This is a genomic window from Halomonas bluephagenesis (assembly GCF_054790765.1).
Genome location: NZ_CP133631.1, coordinates 2334239 through 2356342 on the forward strand (window position 1 = coordinate 2334239; position 22104 = coordinate 2356342).

22 protein-coding genes and 1 tRNA gene are annotated in these 22104 nt (G+C 53.2%); 19 read left to right on the forward strand and 4 right to left on the reverse strand.

Translation table 11 applies throughout. The features are described from left to right. Positions 1 to 15 precede the first annotated feature (15 nt). From REH51_RS10450 to REH51_RS10480, 7 genes are all read left to right on the forward strand, one after another. On the forward strand, positions 16 to 936 hold the full coding sequence (locus REH51_RS10450) for an HNH endonuclease (RefSeq protein WP_498935652.1): 921 nt from the start codon (positions 16 to 18) through the stop codon (positions 934 to 936). 94 nt (positions 937 to 1030) lie between these two features. Beyond that, complete coding sequence (locus REH51_RS10455) at positions 1031 to 2050, forward strand: helix-hairpin-helix domain-containing protein (RefSeq protein WP_498937743.1); 1020 nt, start codon at positions 1031 to 1033, stop codon at positions 2048 to 2050. 17 nt (positions 2051 to 2067) lie between these two features. Then, on the forward strand, positions 2068 to 2754 hold the full coding sequence (locus REH51_RS10460) for a hypothetical protein (protein ID WP_009723806.1): 687 nt from the start codon (positions 2068 to 2070) through the stop codon (positions 2752 to 2754). Positions 2755 to 2827: 73 nt separating this feature from the next. Beyond that, positions 2828 to 3274: a LexA family protein gene (locus tag REH51_RS10465; RefSeq protein WP_498935654.1), complete on the forward strand. Its 447-nt coding sequence runs from the start codon at positions 2828 to 2830 to the stop codon at positions 3272 to 3274. After that, a complete protein-coding gene (locus tag REH51_RS10470; protein WP_498935656.1) occupies positions 3271 to 3882 on the forward strand; it encodes a Y-family DNA polymerase in 612 nt (203 codons plus the stop codon). Before REH51_RS10465 ends, REH51_RS10470 begins: the two co-directional genes overlap by 4 nt. A 40-nt stretch (positions 3883 to 3922) precedes the next feature. After that, positions 3923 to 5076 (forward strand): IS3 family transposase gene (locus tag REH51_RS10475; RefSeq protein WP_143759676.1). Its coding sequence is split into 2 segments (ribosomal slippage): positions 3923 to 4166 and positions 4166 to 5076, totalling 1155 coding nucleotides; the frame shifts between segments, so codons are not numbered across the junction. A gap of 92 nt (positions 5077 to 5168) precedes the next feature. Beyond that, positions 5169 to 6071, forward strand: a complete 903-nt coding sequence (locus REH51_RS10480) for an FRG domain-containing protein (protein ID WP_009723803.1) — start codon at positions 5169 to 5171, stop codon at positions 6069 to 6071. 296 nt (positions 6072 to 6367) lie between these two features. Here REH51_RS10480 and REH51_RS10485 read toward each other — a convergent pair. Both REH51_RS10485 and ispB read right to left on the reverse strand, forming a co-directional pair. Further along, a tRNA-Pro gene (locus REH51_RS10485) sits at positions 6368 to 6444 on the reverse strand. A 126-nt stretch (positions 6445 to 6570) separates the two neighbouring features. After that, positions 6571 to 7575, reverse strand: coding sequence for an octaprenyl diphosphate synthase (gene ispB, locus REH51_RS10490; RefSeq protein WP_498935658.1), 1005 nt, complete (start codon positions 7573 to 7575; stop codon positions 6571 to 6573). 285 nt (positions 7576 to 7860) lie between these two features. On the opposite strand from ispB, the gene rplU reads away from it, so the two are divergent. From rplU to proB, 4 genes are all read left to right on the forward strand, one after another. Then, entirely contained in the window at positions 7861 to 8172 is a 312-nt protein-coding gene (gene rplU / locus REH51_RS10495) for a 50S ribosomal protein L21 (protein ID WP_009723801.1), read from the forward strand. A 30-nt stretch (positions 8173 to 8202) separates the two neighbouring features. Beyond that, positions 8203 to 8460, forward strand: coding sequence for a 50S ribosomal protein L27 (gene rpmA, locus REH51_RS10500; protein ID WP_009097313.1), 258 nt, complete (start codon positions 8203 to 8205; stop codon positions 8458 to 8460). Positions 8461 to 8601: 141 nt separating this feature from the next. Beyond that, on the forward strand, positions 8602 to 9795 hold the full coding sequence (gene cgtA, locus REH51_RS10505; protein WP_009723800.1) for an Obg family GTPase CgtA: 1194 nt from the start codon (positions 8602 to 8604) through the stop codon (positions 9793 to 9795). Positions 9796 to 9856: 61 nt separating this feature from the next. After that, on the forward strand, positions 9857 to 11017 hold the full coding sequence (proB, locus tag REH51_RS10510; RefSeq protein ID WP_232318764.1) for a glutamate 5-kinase: 1161 nt from the start codon (positions 9857 to 9859) through the stop codon (positions 11015 to 11017). Here proB and REH51_RS10515 read toward each other — a convergent pair. After that, positions 11014 to 12012, reverse strand: coding sequence for a DUF1853 family protein (locus REH51_RS10515; RefSeq protein ID WP_498935660.1), 999 nt, complete (start codon positions 12010 to 12012; stop codon positions 11014 to 11016). The genes proB and REH51_RS10515 overlap by 4 nt on opposite strands. Positions 12013 to 12220: 208 nt before the next feature. Continuing rightward, on the reverse strand, positions 12221 to 12697 hold the full coding sequence (locus REH51_RS10520) for a PepSY domain-containing protein (RefSeq protein WP_009723797.1): 477 nt from the start codon (positions 12695 to 12697) through the stop codon (positions 12221 to 12223). Positions 12698 to 12883: 186 nt separating this feature from the next. Here REH51_RS10520 and REH51_RS10525 point away from each other — a divergent pair, with 186 nt between their 5' ends. From REH51_RS10525 to phnE, 8 genes are all read left to right on the forward strand, one after another. Beyond that, complete coding sequence (locus REH51_RS10525; RefSeq protein ID WP_009723796.1) at positions 12884 to 13258, forward strand: PepSY domain-containing protein; 375 nt, start codon at positions 12884 to 12886, stop codon at positions 13256 to 13258. 11 nt (positions 13259 to 13269) lie between these two features. After that, a complete protein-coding gene (locus REH51_RS10530; RefSeq protein ID WP_498935662.1) occupies positions 13270 to 13944 on the forward strand; it encodes a winged helix-turn-helix domain-containing protein in 675 nt (224 codons plus the stop codon). Continuing rightward, complete coding sequence (locus tag REH51_RS10535) at positions 13941 to 15305, forward strand: sensor histidine kinase (protein ID WP_498935663.1); 1365 nt, start codon at positions 13941 to 13943, stop codon at positions 15303 to 15305. The genes REH51_RS10530 and REH51_RS10535 overlap by 4 nt, the downstream gene beginning before the upstream one ends. Before the next feature lie 33 nt (positions 15306 to 15338). After that, positions 15339 to 17258, forward strand: coding sequence for a metallophosphoesterase family protein (locus tag REH51_RS10540; RefSeq protein WP_009723793.1), 1920 nt, complete (start codon positions 15339 to 15341; stop codon positions 17256 to 17258). A gap of 143 nt (positions 17259 to 17401) precedes the next feature. Beyond that, a complete protein-coding gene (locus REH51_RS10545; RefSeq protein WP_498935665.1) occupies positions 17402 to 19168 on the forward strand; it encodes a bifunctional diguanylate cyclase/phosphodiesterase in 1767 nt (588 codons plus the stop codon). Positions 19169 to 19326: 158 nt separating this feature from the next. Then, the gene (gene phnD, locus REH51_RS10550; protein ID WP_009723791.1) at positions 19327 to 20292 is read left to right on the forward strand and encodes a phosphate/phosphite/phosphonate ABC transporter substrate-binding protein; all 966 of its coding nucleotides are present in this window, start codon (positions 19327 to 19329) and stop codon (positions 20290 to 20292) included. 91 nt (positions 20293 to 20383) lie between these two features. Beyond that, on the forward strand, positions 20384 to 21265 hold the full coding sequence (gene phnC / locus REH51_RS10555) for a phosphonate ABC transporter ATP-binding protein (protein WP_009723790.1): 882 nt from the start codon (positions 20384 to 20386) through the stop codon (positions 21263 to 21265). Then, positions 21262 to 22089 (forward strand): phosphonate ABC transporter, permease protein PhnE, encoded by an 828-nt coding sequence (gene phnE, locus REH51_RS10560; protein ID WP_498935668.1) that lies wholly within the window; start codon positions 21262 to 21264, stop codon positions 22087 to 22089. The genes phnC and phnE overlap by 4 nt, the downstream gene beginning before the upstream one ends. Positions 22090 to 22104: the final 15 nt, after the last annotated feature.

The window sequence follows — 22104 nt, forward strand, 5'->3', positions numbered from 1 at the left end:
TATGGAGATGATCCTGTGAAATATTGGGTTGGAGTCACTGACAATCGATGGTTTTCTAACCTTCAGGATAAAGGACTTGATGAAGTTAATTTTTGGCAGCCAAGTGCAACGCCATTATTTAAACGGCCCCCAGCCGGAATGCCGTTTCTGTTTAAATTGAAGCGGCCCTATAACCATATCGCGGGTGGAGGCTTTTATGTCACAACATCAGTCCTTCCTCTGCACCTAGCGTGGGAGGTGTTTGGTGAGAAGAACGGAGCCAGTTCACTAGCTGAGTTCAGCAAGATGGTTGGGGCGTTAAGAGGACATGACCTGTCTAGGGATGTTGGATGTACCGTGCTCGCCAATCCCTTTTTCTTTCCTCAAAATCAATGGCTGGAGAAGCCGCCAGAGTGGTCACCTAATATCGTGCGTGGTAAGCACTACGATACAGGTGAATTTAGCGGCGCTTTCATTTGGCGACACTTTCGTGAAGTTATGGAGACCCAGGCCAAAGAGGATAGCCCCCCGGGGGATGCTGAAATTCTTGGTGGCTATGGAGAAGAAAAGACATATCAACCACGCATCGGCCAGTCTTCTTTTCGTGTAATGGTCACCGATGCCTACCGACGGCGTTGCGCGATGACGGGTGAAAATACCTTAGTGACACTAGAGGCAGCGCACATTAAGCCATTTGCCCAAGAAAAAAAGCACGACGTGCGGAATGGTCTACTACTCCGAGCCGATTTTCATCGCCTCTTTGATACGGGGTTAGTAGGCATAGATCCTGACTACAAAATTCGCATCAGCCCTAAAATCCACGAGCTGTATTTTAACGGCAAAGCCTACTATCGACTGGATGGTAAAGAGCTGACCGTACTTCCACATGAGGCTGAACTGAAGCCAGATCGTGAAAAGCTGGATTGGCATATGCAGCACTGCTTCCAGGCTTCATAGCTCTACTATTCATCAAATCAAGTGATGAACCAAGCATTTATAAATTTAGGGATAGCTTGTGAGATTTTTATTCTGTGCCCTCGCCGTAGCCCTGATGCTTCCTTCAGCAGCATTCGCAAACATAATTATTGGTAGTTGGAATATCCAGAACCTTGGCTGGGACAACAACAAACGCTATGACAAGGTCGCTCATATAGCCAATCACTTTGACGTACTAGCGATCCAGGAATTAATGAACGAGGAAGCTTTGGAGCGTCTTGAGGCTGAATTAGAAGCTGCTAGTGATGAAAGCTGGTCGAGCATGGCCAGCCACGCGCTTGGTCGCTCCACTTATAGAGAACACTATGGGTTTGTGTGGCGTGACTCTGCCGTATCCTATGACTCCGGTGCAGTAGTGTATATCGACAGTCGAGATGTGTTTGCTCGGGAGCCGTTTTCTGCCAAATTCCGCAGTGATAGAACAGGCCAGCAGTTTGCCCTTGCTAACGTACATATTACCTACGGTCGAAGCATTGGTGACCGTTTACCGGAAATTGAAGCACTTGCAAGCTATTGGCAGTGGTTGGAAGAGGGATACCCAGATACGCCGCGCTTACTTGTTGGTGATTTCAATCTCAGGCCTTCCCACAATGGCTGGGAGCCGCTGAAGACACTTGGTGCTATACCTGCGATTACTGCCGGAGCCACAACACTGGGTACATCCGAAGGTGTGTGGAGCAACCTCTATGACAACTTTTGGAAATCCCCAGGACAGTTAAATATTACGAGTCGTGGAATTGTTCAGTTTCCTGAGTTGCTAGAAGCAGATCATGTGACGGCCCGAAGCATTGTGTCGGATCACGCTCCTGTCTGGTTGGCATTGGGCACAGCTGAATTACTGCTATCCTCTTTCGTTGGTGGGGCTTATGAAGCAGCTAATGACCCTATCTATTGCATTGACCTTAACGAAGCCACTGCTGAACAACTAACCGAGCTACCGAATGTTGGCCCGGTTAGAGCCGAACAGATTATTGAAATGCGGCCTTGGACAAATGCAGATGAGCTTTCGCAGGTAAGTGGGCTAGGTGTGGCTAGCGTAGAAACTATTAAAAACAGCGGGCTGGTTTGCCCCTAAAAGAAAGGAGCAAGGGAATGAAGTGCTGGATCACCACTGCAGCGTTAGCAAGTGCTTCGCTTATTGCCGTGCCGATAGCGGTGGCCAATGATGATACTCGTCTATTCCAGGACTGGCATTACGGCCAGCATATCGATGAGTTTCCTCGGAGCCAGGGGTACTACGACTGTACGTCTGATCTAGGGGAGTATGCGTTATGCCACGATGACATTACCTTTCTGCAGCGCTCCTTTCAGGGGCAGCTCATGTTTAATGACGACGACACGCTGATGTACACCAGCGTTGTGGCAGATTATAGCGATGACTTGTATGCCACACTTATAGGTGCGCTTGTACGTAGTTTTGGGTTGGTATTCGCTGAGGGTAACACCGGTACGTTCGACATGGTGGCACATGCTAGGAATGGTACTTACCAGGATGAAGCCAGCTTATTATCAGATATTGCGGCTTTCGAAAGGGAGCAGCTGAGGTCGGGATACTTTGGTGCGTCATTAGTCGAGCAAGAATATCTTGATAGTATGCGGGACTACTCTGATGCCGAAGAGTTTTTAGTAGGCATGCCATCAGATGCACGTGCAGTTGATGTATATGTGTACGAGGATGAATATTGGGGGCCTACCCTGTCAGCCTCTTTTTTCCTTCCAGGTCAGCATCTTAATCGGCTTAAAGATAAAGCAGGCCAAGCGCCGATAGAAGACTTCTAACGACAAGCCTTGCACATTTGGCTCTCTATAAAGATACTGTTTTTCTATACAGTAATTATGGAGGGCCATACTCATGTCACTTACTGCTTCATTTGTCGGAAAAGCCGATCCTCTGGCTGGATCCCAGCCACTTCCTATGTTCACGAGCGCTGTTAGGGCTGGCTTTCCTTCACCTGCTGATGATCACCTCGATACAGAGCTAGACCTGCACAGCTATGTAGTGAAGCGCCCAGCAGCTACTTACTTCGTGCGTGCCGAGGGCGACTCTATGATTGGTGACGGTATTCATCATGGTGATTTGCTTGTCGTGGATAGAAGTCTGGAAGCCCTGCCAGGTCGTATTATCGTCATCGCTGTAGATGGTGAACTCACCGTCAAAAAGCTAGATCGAATTGGCCAACGCACCTACCTCAAAGCCAGTAATCCTGCCTACAAGCCTATTCCCTTGGATGGTCGTGAATCTCATGTATGGGGCGTCGTTACAGATGTAATTCATAACGTGTTGAGGTCATTACCGTGATAGCGCTGGTGGACTGCAATAACTTCTACGTTAGCTGTGAAAGGGCTTTCAATCCTCGATTAGAAGCCCAGCCAGTCGGTGTGCTATCGAATAATGATGGATGTGTTGTCGCTCGCTCTAATGAGCTAAAAGCCCTGGGAGTTAAAATGGGCACGCCTATGCACCTGTTGCCTCCCCATGTACGTCGGCAAACAGTTCTGCTCTCTAGTAACTATGCCCTTTACGGCGATATGTCCCGACGCATCACAGAGGTATTGGCTGAGTTCTCACTTCATGTAGAGGTGTACTCAATCGATGAGTGTTTTGTCGGTTTCCAGGGCTTTGAACTAGACACTCTAGAAGAAAGAGGGCAACGTCTACGCAAGACTGTGCGGCAGTGGACAGGGATACCCGTGTCGGTTGGTTTTGCCCCCACACGAGTGCTGGCCAAAATAGCGAACCATGCTGCTAAGAAAAACGCTGCTTTCAAAGGTGTCTGCAAGCTTAAAGCCAATAGCCCCATGACCAAAGCAATCCTAACGCAGTTGCCGGTAACAGAGTTATGGGGGATAGCACACCGGACAGGGGAGCGCTTAAAAGTGATGGGTGAATCGCCCCAGGTTTCATAGACACCTCCAGGCCCTATACTAAAGGTATCTAGGAGGAACCATGAGCCATCCCCGCTACACTGAAGAATTCAAAATCGAAGCCGTCAAACAAGTGGTAGAGCGCGGCCATCGCGTGGCCGAGGTCGCTGAGCGGCTAGGCGTGTCAGGTCACAGCCTGTACAACTGGATTAAGCGATACGATAAGCCGGTAGAACAACGGCAAGAGGATGATGATCTCCAAGCTGAAAACCGTCGTTTGAAGGCCGAACTCAAACGCGTATTAGAAGAGCGAGACATATTAAAAAAGGCCACCGCGTACTTCGCCAGGGAGTCCGACTGAGGTACGCGTTTATTCAAAATTATTCGAGCCAATATTCGGTACGTCGCTTGTGTCAGATGATGGCAGTGCACCCCAGCGGTTACTACGCATGGTGTAAAAAAGCGCTCTCTAATCGAGCGCGGGAAGATGAGCGCTTGCTGGGATTGATCAAGCACTCCTGGCTTGAAAGCGGCGGTGTATATGGCTATCGCAAGGTCTACCAGGACTTGCGTGAAGCTGGCGAAGCTTGTGGGAAGCACCGTGTGGCGCGTCTTATGAATAGGGAAGGTTTACGCTCTCAGACGGGCTATCGACGACGCCCTGGCGGCTATGGCGATGGGAAACCGACTGCCGTATCCCCTAACCATTTAGACCGTCAGTTTGAAGTAACAGCGCCAAATATTGCTTGGGTGACGGACATCACGTACATCCGCACTTACGAAGGCTGGCTTTACCTATCGGTAGTTATCGACCTGTTTTCCCGTCAAGTGATTGGCTGGTCGATGAAGTCTCGCATGACTACGGAGTTGGCACTGGATGCTTTGTTATCAGCAGTCTGGCGACGCAAGCCACAAGGAACGGTGATGGTGCATTCGGATCAAGGGAGCCAGTTTAGCAGTGGAGACTGGCAAAGCTTTCTGAAAGCGAATTGCTTGGTAGGCAGTATGAGCCGACGTGGTAACTGTCATGACAACGCCGTTGCTGAAAGCTTCTTTCAACTTCTCAAGCGGGAGCGAATCAAGCGACAGATTTATTCAACACGCGAAGCGGCTAGACGTGACGTGTTCAATTACATTGAAATGTTTTACAACCCAAAGCGCCGACACGGCACAAGTGATAACTTGTCACCGGTTGATTATGAAAGGCGTTACTTTAAGAGCCTAACGGGTGTCTAAAATATCCGGGGCGATTCAGTGTCCAGGTTCAGCTAGGGCGTGGCAGCGAAGTCAACTGGGTTGTCCTGGCCCTGACATGTAGGAGTAACAGAGTGTCCCGCGATTATACTTCCGGCTTTCAAGAATATACCTTCACGACTGCACGAAAGTTTTTGGATTATCTCAACCCTCTCGAGACAGATCGTTGGAATCCAGATATACACATCTTCCGTGGCCAGCCCGACGTAAATTTTAATCTTGTGCCTTCTGCGCATCGGCTTGAGGGAGATATCACCGCATCAAATTTTTATGGCGATCATGATATTAATCCTGACCAACAGCTGACTTTCGAGAGGACGGTTCTCCTAGCTTTTCTTGAATCCTGTGATAAGGCTGGGCTGCAAGTGCCAGGCGATTCTGTTTCCGTGCGTAGACTCCTAAGCCAGCAAACTCTTGCTGCAACTCGAGATTGGCCGCCTACAGAAGTGTATCAAGTCCTTGCTTTTGCGCAGCATCACGGAGTGCCTACCTGCCTTCTGGACTGGACACGGAGCCCTTATGTAGCAGCTTACTTCGCTGCCTCATCAGCGTTATCCAACCTTAAGGAAGAACTCGAGGGCTACCTCGCGGTATGGGCGCTTAGTTCCCGCTGTAGAGAAGTGGAAGTGATCAAGACACCTGGGGGCGTGAGCCCTTACCTAGCGGCACAGTCAGGCCTATTCACAGTTTCGCGTATTACCGGTTCGGGTACGGGGAATGACGTGTTCATGGCAAGTACCCTGGATGGAAGTGCAGATCGGTTAACCGGGCCTGACGCTCCATTTCATCTACAGCGCCTGAGGCTACCTAAATCAGAAGCACCACAGCTACTATCAGGATGCGCTCTATTAGGCGTCACAGGGTCTGTTCTCTTCCCAGGGTATGAGGGCATTGCTAAGGGAGTAACAGACTGGGCGAGAGTTCAGCACAAACATCCTGGGCCCGTTCAAGATTCGTTGCGATCGCTTCTTGGATGAGCCAGTACCAATCATCAAGCCAAATGTGAAATGTCCCATGAGGCTTTTTCTGTGCCAATTCTAGCGCGAGCTTACACACTCAAAATTAGATAAGATTTAATTACACCAAATAATGGTCGCATAGATAGATTAGTTTAGTGCTATGGCCAACGGGAACTTATATGCTGGGAGAGCTCAGCAAAAATCTGATGAAACCGTAAATTATGACACTTGGAACCTATATGGAACCTAGCAGCCACCCAACCAAAAACGGCCACTAGCTGTATTAGCTAAGTGGCCGTTTTTACTGAATTCTTTGGTCGGAATAGCAGGATTCGAACCTACGACCTCTGCCTCCCGAAGGCAGCGCTCTACCAAGCTGAGCTATATTCCGAACGTTGTTGCAACAATGTTGCTGAAAGCGTGCTGAGCAGTGCTTAACAACGGAGCGAATCATACGCAGGCGAAGGGGTTTTTTCAAGTCCCTTTTTACGCGTTGGGCTGCTTTGTTGCGCAGACTTTATGCTTTGCGATCAACCGCTAACCGAGCGATGTTAGCCATGCTATCGCGGTAGGGGCTGGGTGGCAGGGGATCAAGTTCGGCCAGGGCTTTATCGGCCATCTCAACGGCGCGCGCGCGGGTGTATTCTAGCGCGCCAGTGGCGTTGATGATCTCAAGCACGTCGTCGAGCTGTTCTAGCCCGCCTTTGCGAATTACTTGGCGGATTAGCTTGGCTTGTTCAGGGGTGCCGCGTTCCATGGCGTGAATCAGTGGCAGGGTCGGTTTACCTTCTGCCAAGTCGTCGCCAACATTTTTACCCATGGCCTCGGCGTCGCCTTGGTAATCCAGCAGGTCGTCGATGAGCTGGAAAGCGAGGCCTAAGTAGCGGCCGTAGTACTGCAGGGCGCGCTCTTGCTCAGCGGTGGCGTCGCCAAGCACGGCACCGCTGTGGGAGGCGGCTTCAAACAGCATCGCTGTTTTACCTTGAATGGTTTCAAAGTAATCCGCTTCAGAAATGCTGGGGTTACCGATATTGGTGAGCTGCAGTACTTCGCCTTCGGCAATGACGCAGGTCGCGCCGGATAGAATCGCCATAATGCGCATCGATCCTACGTCCACCATCATTTGAAACGAGCGCGAATAGAGGAAGTCTCCCACCAGCACGGATGGTGCGTTGCCCCAGGCATCGTTGGCGGGTTTTTTGCCACGCCGCATGTGCGATTCATCGACCACATCGTCATGCAGCAACGTGGAGGTGTGCATAAATTCGATCAGCGTGGCCAGGGTGATGTGTTTGTCGCCCTCATAGCCCAGTGCTCGGGCAGCCAGCAGTACGAGTAAAGGGCGCAGGCGCTTGCCGCCGCTTTCAATAATATATTGGCCGATGGTTTCTACCAGCGGCACCTTGGAATTCAGCTGCGCGACAATGGTGCGGTTTACGGCGTCAAAGTCATCGGCCACCACGGCGTGCAGCGGTGAAGGCGTTGGGCTGGCAGGCGGGGTTTGAGAGACGTTGGCTGTCATGGGTTCCGTTCATCGCGGGGGGGAGATAATTGGAGCCATGCTATGGGGCTGTCTGTGAGGCGTCAAGGTAGCGATAGACGTTCGTGGTACGGTACGTGATTGACAATGCCCCGTAGTCTTGTGGTAAACCGCGATAGTCGCTATAATTCGCGACCCACTCATCATGCTCCCTGTCAGATGGCTGCCAAAAGGGGCGCCACTCGCAGCAGGTCGATAAGAGCGGAAGGCGATGAGCGTTGGTTACGCGGGGCGTAATCGGCATTAACGACAAGTCCGGAGAGCGACATGTACGCAGTTATTAAAAGCGGTGGCAAACAGTACCGCGTTCAAGAAGGTCAAACCCTCAAGCTCGAAAAAATCGAAGTCGCTACCGGCGAAACGATTGAGTTTGATGAAGTGCTGTTGGTTGCAGACGGCGATGACGTCAACGTTGGCGCGCCTTTAGTAAGCGGTGCCAAAGTGTCTGCTGAAATCGTTTCCCACGGCCGTGGCGATAAAGTAACGATCATCAAGTTCCGTCGCCGGAAGCACAGCATGAAGCGTCAGGGCCACCGTCAGTGGTTCACTGAAGTCAAAATTACCGGAATTTCTGCGTAAGCAGTCGATTCCCTTAAGGAGGATTTTGCAATGGCACATAAAAAGGCAGCCGGCTCCACGCGTAACGGTCGCGATTCCGAGTCCAAACGCTTAGGTGTGAAACTCTTCGGTGGCCAAGCAGCCAGCGCGGGTAGCATCATTGTTCGTCAGCGTGGTACTCGTTTCCACGCAGGCACTGGCGTTGGCCTGGGTCGTGATCACACGCTGTTCGCTCTGAACGACGGCTTCGTGAAGTTCGAGACTAAAGGTCCGAACAACCGTAAATTCGTTAGCATCGTTTCTGCCTAAGCAACAGCTGTTGCGCAGAACGAAGATGACGAAATAAAAGCCCCGCCATGGCGGGGCTTTTTTGTCTTTTCGATCCCTTTTGCTCGTTGTTAACGGGCGGGATATTGCAGTTAGGGCGGCGGAAGCGGCCGGGAGAATCCAATGCAGTTCGTCGATGAAGCCTCGATTATTGTTGAGGCAGGTAAAGGCGGCAATGGCTGTCTGAGCTTTCGCCGCGAAAAATATGTGCCCAAAGGTGGCCCTGATGGTGGCGATGGTGGCCATGGTGGCAGCGTCTACCTGATTGGTGACGACTCGCTGAACACCTTGATCGATTTCAAGTTTCAGCGTTTTTACAAAGCGGAAAACGGCCAGGGCGGTATGGGCCGCCAGATGAGCGGTAAAGCCGGTGAAGACCTGCACGTAAAAGTGCCGGTGGGCACCACGGTGATCGATGAAGATACCCTTGAGGTCATCGCCGATGTCACCGATATCGGTCAGGTGGTACTGGTGGGCGAAGGTGGTCGTCGTGGGTTGGGGAATATTCACTTTAAATCCTCGACCAACCGTGCGCCACGCCGTACCACGCCGGGCACCGAAGGCGACCGACGCAACCTGCGCCTGGAAATGAAGGTAATGGCTGATGTCGGCCTGCTGGGCATGCCGAATGCGGGTAAGTCTACACTGATCCGTTCGGTATCTGCGGCCAAACCCAAAGTGGCAAACTATCCGTTCACTACCCTGGTGCCTAACCTGGGTGTTGTGAAGCTGGGTATGCACGAGCACTTTGTGATGGCCGATGTGCCAGGGCTGATTGAAGGTGCCTCTGATGGCGCGGGCCTGGGGTTACGTTTCTTGAAGCACCTGACCCGTACACGTCTGCTGTTCCACGTGGTGGATGTAGCACCGTTTGACGAGTCTGACCCCGTGGAAGCGGCCCAGGCGATTATTCACGAGCTAGGCCAGTTCTCGCCGGCGCTTTCTGAGCGGCCGCGTTGGCTAGTGCTGAATAAGTTTGATCTGTTGCCGGAAGATGAGCGCGAAGCCCGCGCCCAGGCGATTATCCAAGCGCTGAACTGGGATGGCCCGGTATTCCGCATCTCGGCCATCAGCAGCGACGGCACTGACAAGTTGGTACAGGCGGCGTATCGCTGGCTAACGGAGCAGCAGCGCCTGGAAAATGAAGATGAAGAAGCTCATGCCCGCGAGCAGGAAATGCGTCGCCGCATGGAAGAAGAATCAGTGGCCCGAACGGAAGCGCGTCTTGGCCGTCGCCGTAAACGCGACGACGATGAAGGTGACGACGACGACTTTGACGATGATGATTACGATGTCGAGGTAGAGTACGCCCCGTAACCGACCCGTCGGTCGAGTGGGAAGCGTCAGCAGGGTTAGCGGAATTAATCGCGTGAGCGGAATGGCTTGGGAGAGTCGCGACGTGGAAAGCAATGAGCAGTTGCCTGGCCGTGAGGCGTTAAGCAGCGCCCGTCGGGTGGTGGTTAAAATTGGTAGCGCGCTGCTCACCAATGATGGTCGAGGCTTAGATGAGCCGGCCATTGGTGGCTGGGTCGACCAGATTGCCATGCTGCATCAGCAGGGCAAAGAAGTTGTGCTGGTATCCTCGGGTGCCGTAGCGGCTGGCATGGTGCGTCTGGGGTGGCAAGCGCGCCCCAGTGCCGTTCATGAGCTGCAGGCGGCCGCAGCGGTAGGCCAGAACGGCCTTACCCAGTGCTACGAGCAGCATTTCGCTCGCCACGGCATGTTAACGGCTCAGATTCTGCTCACCCACGATGACCTTTCCAACCGCAAGCGCTATCTCAACGCGCTGTCAGCGCTGCGTACCTTGGTTGAGATGCGCGTGGTGCCGGTCATCAACGAAAACGATACCGTGGTCACCGACGAGATTCGTTTTGGCGATAACGATACGCTTGGCGCGCTGGTGGCTAACCTGTTAGAAGCCGATGCATTGCTGCTGCTTACTGATCAGGAAGGGCTGTTTGACGCCGATCCACGCCACGACCCCAATGCTCAGATGATTGCTGAAGGCCGTGCCGACGATCCGCGCTTAGCCGCTGTCGCTGGCAGTGGAGGTGCTTTGGGGCGCGGTGGTATGAGCACCAAAATTCGTGCTGCACAGTTGGCTGCTCGTTCCGGCGCGGTCACGGTGATTGCGAGTGGCCGCCAGCCGGACGTTATTTCCCGCGTCATGGCAGGTGAGGCACTGGGCACCCTACTGCGCCCAGATCAAGCGCCCATTGCTGCTCGCAAGCGCTGGCTGGCAGGCCAATTGCAGGTGCGTGGCACCTTAGTACTGGATGCTGGGGCTGTGAACGTACTGCGTGGCAAAGGCTCTAGCCTGTTGGCGGTGGGCGTGCGCGAAGTGCAGGGCAGCTTTAAGCGCGGTGATATGGTGCTGTGCGTGGATGAGCAGGGCGCACGCGTGGCCAAAGGGTTAGTCAACTACGGCGCGGATGAAGCCCGTCAGTTAGCGGGCCAGCCAAGCCACCAGATTGAAGCAATCCTGGGTTACGTGGAGGCTCACGAGCTGATCCATCGCGATAACTTGGTCGTTGTTTAATCGCGAGCGCGAGGCGGTAGCGGTACTTGGCGCGGCCAGTCATCGGGTACGATGACTAGCCGCTCAAGCGGCTTTTCCTCAGCTAATTCTCTTTCCTGCGGGTCATAAAGCATCACTTGCTGGGGCCCGTAGCGATGGATAAGTGGCGTTACGTCTGCCATATAATCCTTGGCAGAGGAAAATGTATCTAATGGCGGCGGGGCTAGCCAGTGAGGCTTCTTTAGCCATGCCATTTTCAGTGTTTCACTTCGCTGGGCTGCGAACCGCGGCCAATCCCCTAAATAACACCATTTACCACGTCGATGATCGACCGTCGCACCGCTGGGCGGCGGTAATGTTGTGTGCCAGGGATAAAACAGTACACCGGGCATCGCTAGGCGCTGTGTCAGCGGATAACAGGGTGGTGCATGGCCGAGATCTCTAGGGGATAGCCATTGGGCGATGATCGCTTGCGCGATGGCAGTGCTCGAAATAGGCAACTGATGATGGCGCAGGTGGCTACATTTCAGCGCTAGGCTGTCTAGCCCGCCAGGGCCAATCCAGCGGCTTTGGCAGGTGGCATCACCAGGCCCTTCTGGTAGGCCAAGATAGAACTTTATCGCCACTTCCAGGTGGATGGGGGCGGGGTTGTCTCGCGTTCGATAGAGCATATCCAACTCGCCCAGGGTATTGCGCCGCTGGGTAATACGCAGGTTCTTGGCGAGCAGTCGTGTGTTGGGCGCGTTATCTAACATCAGGTGCCACAGCCGTTCATGGTAGTGTCCCATGCGCGTCGCCAGCTTGCCATCAAGCGCATTTACCAGTGACGAAAGATTTGCCAACCAGTCGTCGACTGAATCTACTAAGCCGAGTTCCTGGCGTGTTGGTCTGCCTGGATAGGCATTAGGGCCCGGTAGTTCAATCAAATCAGGCGTGACCAGCAACCATGCAAGATCGCGGAGTACCGCGTGTTCTAAACGGTTGCTTACGCCTTCGGCGGTGGTAGTTAGCGTCAAAGGCAACTCCCTTGGTTACATGCGTCCCTGCTGAGAGTACGCATTGGGTGGTTAATGGCTATGTTAAGCACATTACAATGCGACGTTAACAGCGACCTTTACAAGAAATCCTTTGTAGCGCTGAGTTCGTTGAGCGACAACACAAAAAGCGGGCCTAAGTGGCCCGCATGATGTTTTGCGTTAGTTAATGCTGGATTGTGCTAGCCAGTTAATCGCGGTCAATTTCGCTTACTTGGAAGGAGCCTTGGCGTAGACTGATTTCTAGTTCACGACCATTTTCGTCACGGCCTTCAACATCGATCATGCCGCTTTTATCAATGTCGATATCTTCAAATTCGACCATGCCTTCTTGGCTTGCTACTTCTAGTGCCTGGCGAATATCATCTTCGCTCATGCCCCAGGCTCCGGTAATAAGTCGCTCACGCTGTTCTTGCAATGTTTCGCCACTATCGATGGAGAATTCAATGTCAGCGTACCATTCGTCGTCAAGCCAGCCTTCCACCTCGGCACGGCCGCGGCTTTTAATGCTGATTTCTTCGTAATGGGTAAACCCATAGTCAGTGGCATGGGTTAGCACACTATCAATCTGATCAACGGGCAATGTATCAGCTTGCACGCTGCCTGCAGCCGCAGTGAGCAGCAAAGCGGAGGTCGGGATCAGCAGCATTTTTTTCATAGCGTTCATGTCAAATTCCTTCTTGGTTTCTTGAATGACTTGGTTTGTTAAATGACTTGGTCTGTTGAATGAGACAGCATTCGTCATAAGGCAAAACAGTTATAACACCGCGGTTCTTTCCGTAAGCTGACAAAGCCATTCATCTAACGTTCATGTTGCTTTTGGCATTCTAGTACGATGAATAAGATGCCCCTCATGCTAACCCTTTTACGTTATTGGCAGCGTCTGCTATGTATGCGCTTGCGCAAGGCGTTGCCCGTAAACGTCGTTGCAGCGGTGTTTGCCATTGCGCTGGCCGGTAGTGCCATTGGCGACCAGCACTGGGAAGCGTTGCACAGTGAAGTGCGGCGGGGCGACGTCGTGCCTTTAGAGTCCATTCTTGACTGGCTGGAAGCTAATTATATCGGCGAGGTAATAGAAGTAGAGATAGAGCGTGAGGATGGCCACGTGGAGTATGAGATCAAGCTGCTGGGTGCTCAGAATCAAGTGGTTGAGTTTGAGTTTGATGGCCATAGCGGGCAGTTAATGAAAATAGAAGGTGTGCGCATTAATGAGATGCGCCGCCAATAAGGTAGCTATTCATGAAGTGTTTACTGGTAGAGGATGACCAGGCGCTCGCCCGCGAGCTTATTCAAGCGCTACGGGAGGGCGACTGGCTGGTAGAGCATGCTGAAAATGGCCAGGAAGCAGATTTCCTGGTGCGCACAGAAGCCTATGACACGGTCATCCTCGATGTGGGCCTACCCGATGGTGAAGGCACCCGCTGGCTCTCTGCGTGGCGAGAAGACGGTATTGATCTACCGGTACTGATTTTAACGGCACGCGAGCGCTGGGCCGATAAAGCGGCGGGCTTTACCGCAGGGGCCGATGACTATGTGACGAAACCCTTTGACCCCGCCGAAGTAATGTTTCGGCTGCGTGCTCTGGTGCGCCGTAGTCATGGTCATGCTCATCCCGTCCTGAAGGTAGGTGAGTTAAGCCTGGATACCCATACCCAGCATGTCACGTTGGCGGGCAGGCCGGTTAGCATAACTGCCCAGGAAACGCGTCTGCTCAGCTACTTAATGCATGCTGCCCCCCGCGTGGTTAGCCGCAGTGAACTTTCTGAGCATGTTTATGACCGTGACCATGAACCCGACTCTAACGTGATTGACGTTCAAGTGAGCCGGTTGCGGCGTAAATTAGGCGCGTGGCGGATTGCCACGCTGCGTGGCCAGGGATATCGCTTACTTGCTGAAGAGCCCTCCGACGCATGAGGCCAGCGATTACCCGCTGGGCGCAGCGTTGGTCGACCCGTTCGATTACGTTGCGTCTTCTACTGGCAGCACTGTTAATGGTGTTGCTAGCGTTGCCAATAGCGGGTTGGCTGCTCACCCACCATTATCGTACGTCAGCAATTCATGCCTTTGATGAACGCTTGGAGACAACGCTTAATGTGATCATTGCGGGTGTTACCTTTGACCCTATCGGCCAGCAGATAAGTTATGATCGATCACTGGGTGACCCGCGTTTCGATCAGGTTTATTCCGGTTGGTATTGGCAAATTACCGACCATGATCACCTTACGACAACGTCGCGCTCGCTGTGGGATCAGCGCCTACCGGTTATCGATAACAAAAACGTATCGGCTCCCACGATGAGCGGCCCGCGAGGCCAGCAGTTGCGCATTGTTGAGCGAGATATTTACCTTGCCCCGTTGGAAACACCGCTGCATGTTAGCGTGGCTGCCCGAGATGATGCGCTGCGAGAAGATATCCAGCAGTTTCAACAAGCATTATGGCTGGGGCTGGTGGGCTTGGGTGCGCTGCTGTTAGGGGTGCTAGCACTGCAAGTGCGCTGGGGGCTGGCACCACTGCGACGCATGAATGCCAATCTCCGGGACGTTGAGCAAGGACAGGCTGAGCAGCTCGACACCCGTCTGCCAGATGAACTGGCCATGCTAGCAGAGTCAATGAATGCCGTGCTTGCCCGTGACCAGCGATTAATTGAGCGAAGTCGCCATACCGCAGGCAATCTTGCCCATGCGTTAAAAACTCCGCTGAGTGTTATGCGGCTACTGGTTAAGCAATTGCCCGACGAAAGCCGTGCTCATTGGGAGGTTGAGCTTTCGCGCATCGACAACGCGGTGCGCCACCACTTAGCGCGTGCGTCTGCTGCTGGCGAAGGTGCTCGCTTCGCCCCCATTGCCGTGCAGGATACGCTGGCGGCGCTGATTGCTGGGCTTACGCGTCTGGCGCAGCGTCGTCATATTAGCCTCCAGCAAAACGTAGACAGCCGAGCGCGAGTCCATATGGATGGGCAGGATCTTCAAGAAATCGTCGGCAACCTGTTGGATAACGCACTTCGCTGGGCGACAGCCGAAGTAAACATTAGCTTGCAAGCCGATGGCCAAAGGCTGTTGCTGCGAGTGAGCGATGATGGCCCAGGTATGTCTGCACAGGAGTGCCAAGCCGCCGTGCAGCGAGGAAAGCGTCTAGATGAACAGCGTTCTGGGAGTGGGCTTGGTTTAGCCATCGTGACGGATCTTGTCGCGCTTTATCAGGGCCATATGCACCTGCAGCGTGCCCAGGCGGGTGGATTAGAAGTGATTGTTGAGCTGCCTGTGGTTGCTGGATAGTCACAATGCATGACCCAACAAAGAGACGGTGACATGACGCAAATCGCCAAGACATTGCCGGACGTACTGGTGGGGCCTCTGCTGCGCCGCCTTTCGCCTTCGCGCCTAGTTCTGTGGCTAGTCGCGACCCGGCCGCTAACAATGCAACTGGTGCTTCACCCTGAGCAAATGGAAGTCCAGACGCATCCACTGGATAAGTCGCATCAATGTGTGGCGATTGGCCAACACGCCTATATCCATTTTATTGACCTTAGCTTACCGACCGCGCTGCCCACCGATGTGCGAATTGCCTACGATTTGCGGGTTCAGTGTACCTGGGGCGAATGGCAACGCCTGCCGGATTGGGCGCCCTGGTTATGCCATGAAGACGAGATGTACCCAGGTTTTGTGCTGGCCTCTCGGCATCACCGGCTAATGCACGGTTCGTGCCGTAAGCCCCATCATGACAGTGCCGATGGCTTGGTGCGGGCAGATATGTGGTTAGCCGAGCGCCAATCAACCCCCGAAGAGTGGCCAGCCTGGCTGCTGATGACTGGAGACCAGGTCTACGTTGATGACGTTGCCGGCCCGATGCTGCGCGCCGTACACGCACTGATTGAGCGTTTGGGATTGGTGGATGAAAAGTTGGAAGGTGCCACGGTAGATGACAGTCAAGCGCTTTACGCCGCCCCTGAAAGCTATTATCACCGTGAAGCGCTGCTACCGGATGTGACCAGCAATGCTGCGCTGCGTGAACGTTTTTTTGGCGGCGTTAAAAAACCTGTGTTTACCTCTGCAAATGCGCAGAACCACTTAGTGACGCTGTCGGAAATGCTCGCCATGTACTGCTTGGTATGGTCTCCAACGCCCTGGCAACTCATTGCCGTTGAACCACCTGTTCAGGGTAATAAAGAAACCGATGCTTACCAGCAAGAGCAGGCGGTGATTGATGACTTTGTTGCTGGGCTGCCCCAGTGCGCACGGCTAATGGCTCACGTTCCCAGCCTGATGATCTTTGATGACCACGATGTCACCGACGACTGGAACTTGACCGCAGACTGGGAGCGCTGTGCCTACGGCCATCCGTTTTCAAAGCGAATTATCGGTAATGCGTTAGTGGCCTATTTACTATGCCAGGGATGGGGCAACGCCCCGGATAAGCTCAATCCGTTGCTGCTTCAAGCCTCGACGCTATTTGAAAGAGATAGCCCGCTTAACGCTAGCGCCCAGGATAGTTTTATCGAACAACTACTGCGTTTTCAGGGCTGGGAGTACCAAGTGCCAGGTACGCCTGCTTTAATCGTGCTGGATACACGCACCCGCCGTTGGCGTAGCGAACGTAGCCCCAACCGCCCTTCGGGCTTAATGGACTGGGAAGCGCTGATGGAAATGCAGCAGGCGCTACTGGGTACCAAAAGCGCGGTTATCGTTTCCCCAGCCCCGATGTTCGGGGTCAAGCTGATAGAGATCATTCAAAAGCTATTTACCCTGGCGGGTAAGCCGTTGGTGGTGGACGCTGAAAACTGGATGGCGCACCGGGGAGCCGCTAACGTGCTGCTGCATATTTGGCGGCACTCGAAAACGCCGGGTAACTTCGTGATTTTATCAGGCGATGTTCACTACTCGTTTGCCTACGATATTGTTGTTCGCCGTCAAAAAGAGTCGCCGCACCTTTGGCAAATTACCTCCAGTGGGATCAAAAATACGTTTCCCAAACAGCTGCTGAATACCTTTGACCGCTTAAACCGTTGGCTCTATGCGCCGTTATCACCACTTAACTGGTTCACCAAGCGCCGTAAGCTGAGCATTCACCCGCGCGACCCAGATCGGGCTAGCGCCGGTGAGCGGCTATGGAATGCAAGTGGGATTGGGCTAGTAAGCCTGGATGAGCAGGGCCGCCCAACGGACATTCGCCAGCTAGATGTCGATGGAGGCGATGTGGTGTTTCCACCACCAGATCTCCCGCGTTCTTAGTAGGTTGTTTCGGTTGTACTGTCATACAAGCGACATGAAAATGTCGCACGATTGCTGCCCGAGTACTTTTCTGATGGGGCTTTAAAATCAGATAGAGCTTTAAAATCAAAGGCACAGGCGATGTTTGATAGGGCAGCAGTTATATGACCGCACAAGAAGCGCAGTGGTTGAACCAGATTATCGCAACAGAAGAGCTACATGTGTTGTTTCAGCCCATTGTGGACGCTAATCAGCAGGCTATTTATGGCTATGAAGCTCTTATTCGTGGCCCGAAAACATCGCCGCTGCACTCGCCATTACGCCTGTTTGATGTGGCCACTCAGGCGGGGGTGTTAGTCGAACTGGATTTACTGTGTCGACGATTAGCGATTCGTCGTTTTGCAGAACTGGAATTGCCTGGGTTGCTGTTTCTGAACGTAATGCCGCTGACGATTGTTGAACGTGACTTCCGTGAAGGCTTAACGCTGAGTTTTATTCAAGAGAGCGGCCTGCCTGCTGAACGGGTGGTGATTGAGCTCACTGAACATGTGCCAATTCACGATTATGACCTGATGCGTCAGGCAGTGGCCCACTATCGAGACATGGGCTTTCAAGTAGCGTTGGATGATTTAGGAGCTGGCCATTCCAGCTTGCGGCATTGGTCTGAACTACGTCCTGATTTCGTCAAACTAGATCGCCACTTTATTTCGGGCATTGATCAAGAGCCGGCTAAACGTGAGTTCTTACGCTCGATTTTAGATGTGGCGCGCAGCTTAGACTGCCAACTGATTGCTGAGGGGGTTGAGACCGCCGCTGAGCATCTTTGCCTGTGGGAGCTAGACCGAGGGCTGGCGCTGCTACAGGGGTTTTACTTTGCACGACCAAGCCTTCACCCACCCTTGCAGCTACATATGCTGTTGCCTGCCACGACACAGCTGAAAAGCCCAGCGGGGCGCACTGCCCACTCTATTTTACGTCCCATCAGCGCCATCACACCGGCGTGCTCTGTTCCAGAGCTTGCTGAACGATTTCGTGAAGTGACAAATCTACGTTGCGTCGCGGTGGTAGAAGATGGCGTGCCAATAGCCGTGGTTCGCCGCAATGCGTTTTTAACTCTATTTACTAACCCCTACAGCCACGCGTTATATGCAAAGCGTCGCGTGTTGGAGATAGCGGACCCTAAAATGCTAGTGGCCGAAGCAGATTTGTCTCTTGAAGCGCTGAGCCAGCAGTTAACCGATAGCCGCGATATCGAGCAAGAAGATTTCGTGATTGTGGATAGTCACGGTCGCTATCTGGGAATGGGGACTATTGTGGATCTGTTGCGCGAAATTACTGCCATTCAGGTGCGTCAGGCCCGTCATGCCAATCCTCTCACCGGTTTGCCGGGTAATATTCTGATAAACGAAACGCTGGTCACTTATCTTGATCAGCGCGAAGGGTTCGCGGCCGCCTACGTCGATTTAGATAATTTCAAAGCGTTTAACGATGCTTATGGCTATGCACGCGGCGACCACGTGATTATTTCCTTGTCACGGCTGCTTCAGGCACAGGTAGAAAGCGCTGGCGGGTTTATCGGCCATATTGGCGGTGATGACTTTATGATGCTGCTTCCCCTTGAACAGTGGGAGAGTGTTTGCCAGCAAATATTGCACTCTTTTGGAGTGATGGCGCCTGGATTTTATGAAAATGCGGATCGTAAGCAGGGGGGGATTCATATAGAAAACCGCCAGGGTGCGGTCACGTTTATTCCCTTTGTGAGCGTGTCTATTGCCGTTAAGCCTGTCACAGATACCGCCAGCTGCAAAGCACTGGACATTGCCGCCCAACTTTCCGAGTTAAAGCACCAAGCAAAAAAAATAGCGGGTAACAGTTTATTCGTAGAGCGCCGAGGATGCTGTGTGGAGCCGGCAGGGAATAAACGACACTGAATCTTCAATCGCTAAGTCTTCAATCGTTCAGTCTTCAACCACAGGGCTGTCACTGAGCTGTCACCGAGAGGTCATCGCCTTGTCATTTTAGTGTCCCTTCGCTGTCATGGTTGGGCATCACCATAGCGGCATTGTTAAACAACCCGCTTAGGTGATGTATGCAACCACTGACTCTTACACGTACGTTGATTAGCGCTGCTGTGGTTAGCACGTTTGCGCTGGCAGCTGTTAGCGCCTCTGCTGATCTCTCTTCGCGCTATGTTGATAATGACGGCGACATGGTTGCCGACGTGCCCAGCGACGAGTCCCAATGGGTCGACCCGGACACCTTGGTCTTTGCTTACACGCCGGTTGAAGACCCCGCCGTATACGCCGATGTTTGGGCTGATTTTCTCGAACACCTAAGCGATGCCACCGGCAAGCGGGTGCAGTTCTTCCCAGTTCAGTCAAACGCGGCCCAGCAGGAAGCACTGCGTGCAGGTCGCCTGCATGTGGCTGGCTTTAATACGGGCGGCGTACCGGTTGCCGTTAACTGTGGTGGTTTCCGCCCCTTTGCCATGATGGCCGCTGAAGATGGCAGCTTTGGCTATGAGATGGAGATCATCACTTATCCTGGCAGCGGCATTGAATCGGTTGAAGATTTGGAAGGGCGCCAGATGGCGTTTACCTCTGAAACGTCTAACTCTGGCTTCCGTGCCCCCTCAGCGCTGCTGCGTTCCGAATACGGGCTAGAAGCAGGCGAGGATTTCGAAACCGCGTTCTCCGGTTCCCACGACAACTCCATTTTAGGGGTGGTGAACAAAGACTACGAAGCCGCTGCCATTGCCAACTCTGTTGGTACGCGGATGATTTCTCGTGGCGTTGTTAACGAAGGTGATTACGAGATTATCTACACCTCAGAAACGTTTCCCACCACCGCCTATGGGCTGGCCAATAATTTGAATCCTGAGCTAGCCGAGAAAATTCAAGATGCTTTCTTCAGCTATGACTGGGAAGGCACCGCTCTTGAAGCCGAGTTTACTAATTCCGGCGAAGCGCAGTTTATCCCGATTACCTACCAGGAAAACTGGTCGGTCATTCGCACCATCGCCGATGCCAATGGTGTGACCTACGACTGCGATTAATACGCTGGCAGTTTTGAAATCCTATCGGCCAGGAAGGCAACTTTCTGGCCGTATTGCTATGTACCCGAATATTCGTAAATGAGGCACTCTCATGTTGACTCTTACCGGTGTTGGCAAACGTTACCCAACTGGGGATCGTGCGCTAACCGATATTCAACTGACGCTACCCAAAGGACAAGTGATGGCGCTGATCGGGCCATCCGGTGCAGGGAAAAGCACGCTGATTCGTTGCGTGAACCGTTTGGTAGAACCCACCCAAGGCAGCATTCGCCTGGAAGATGTAGAACTGACCAAACTTTCGGGCAATCGTCTGCGCCATGCACGCCGCTCCATGGGTATGATTTTTCAGGAGTATGCGCTAGTTGATCGATTAACTGTGATGGAGAACGTGCTTTCTGGCCAGCTGGGTTATGTGGGGTTTTGGCGTAGTTTCTTGCGCCGTTACCCACAAGAAGCCGTGGCTGAAGCCTTTCGCTTGCTGGAACGGGTTGGCTTGCCCCATGCCATTGATAAGCGTGCCGATGCGCTTTCCGGTGGGCAGCGCCAGCGGGTTGGTATTGCCCGTGCGTTGTTGCAAAGCCCTAAGCTACTGCTGGTCGACGAACCCACTGCCAGCCTCGACCCGAAAACATCGCGGCAGATCATGCGGCTGATTCGTGAGCTATGTGCCGAGCGTGAGCTGGCCGCGATTATCAACATTCACGATGTCGCGTTGGCGAAGCAGTTTGCTGACCGTATTGTCGGGTTGCGAGCTGGTGAAATCGTATTTGACGGACAGCCTAGCGAGCTAACCGGTGAGATTCTCACCACCATCTATGGTGAAGAGGATTGGGATACCACCCCAGAACCCGCCGAAGATGATGAAACTGAAGATAAAGCGCAAATGAAAGCGAAAGAGAGCGAAGTACATCGCTCTCATGCTGGCCGTGACCTGCGTCCGTTAGCAAGCCTGGCGAGTGGGGGCGCGCGATGAGCAGTACCAATTCGCTGGCGCGCCAACAGGCTGCGCGTGAAGGCCACTGGCGGCGCTTACCATTGATTGATAACCCGCGAGTGCGCTGGGGGTTGGTGGTAGGCGCGATTGTTTATCTGGTACTTGCACTCGCTTCTGTGGAAGTGAACTGGGCTCGCGTCGCTGAAGGTGCCGGACGTGCACTCAATTTTCTTGGCGCGTTTCTACAGCCGGACTTCGTTAGCCGCCAGAGCGATATTGTCGCGGGTCTGCTGGAAAGTCTGACCATGACGTTAACCTCTACAGTGATTGGCGTGTTGCTGGCAATTCCGGTGGGGCGGGGGGCGGCGCGCAATATCTCGCCATTACCGATTTATGCCGTTTGCCGCGCGATTATTGCCGTTTCGCGTACCTTCCAGGAAATTATCATCGCCATTCTGTTTGTAGTGATGTTCGGCTTTGGACCGTTTGCTGGCATGCTGACCCTGGCGTTTGCCACCATTGGCTTTATGGCCAAACTGCTGGCAGAAGATATTGAAGATCTCGACTGGCGACAGGTGGAGGCCGTACGCGCCACTGGGGCGAGCTGGTGGCAAACCATGAACCATGCCATTCAGCCTCAGGTGATGCCGCGCTTAATTGGCCTTTCGATGTACCGGCTGGATATCAATTTCCGTGAGTCGTCGGTGATTGGCATTGTTGGAGCGGGGGGGATCGGTGCCACCCTGAACACCTCATTGAGCCGCTACGAGTACGGCACATCTGCTGCCATCCTTCTGATTATCATCGCTATTGTACTGATGAGTGAGTATGCCTCCAGCTACGTTCGCCGCTGGACACAGTAACGGCGCGCTGCTTGT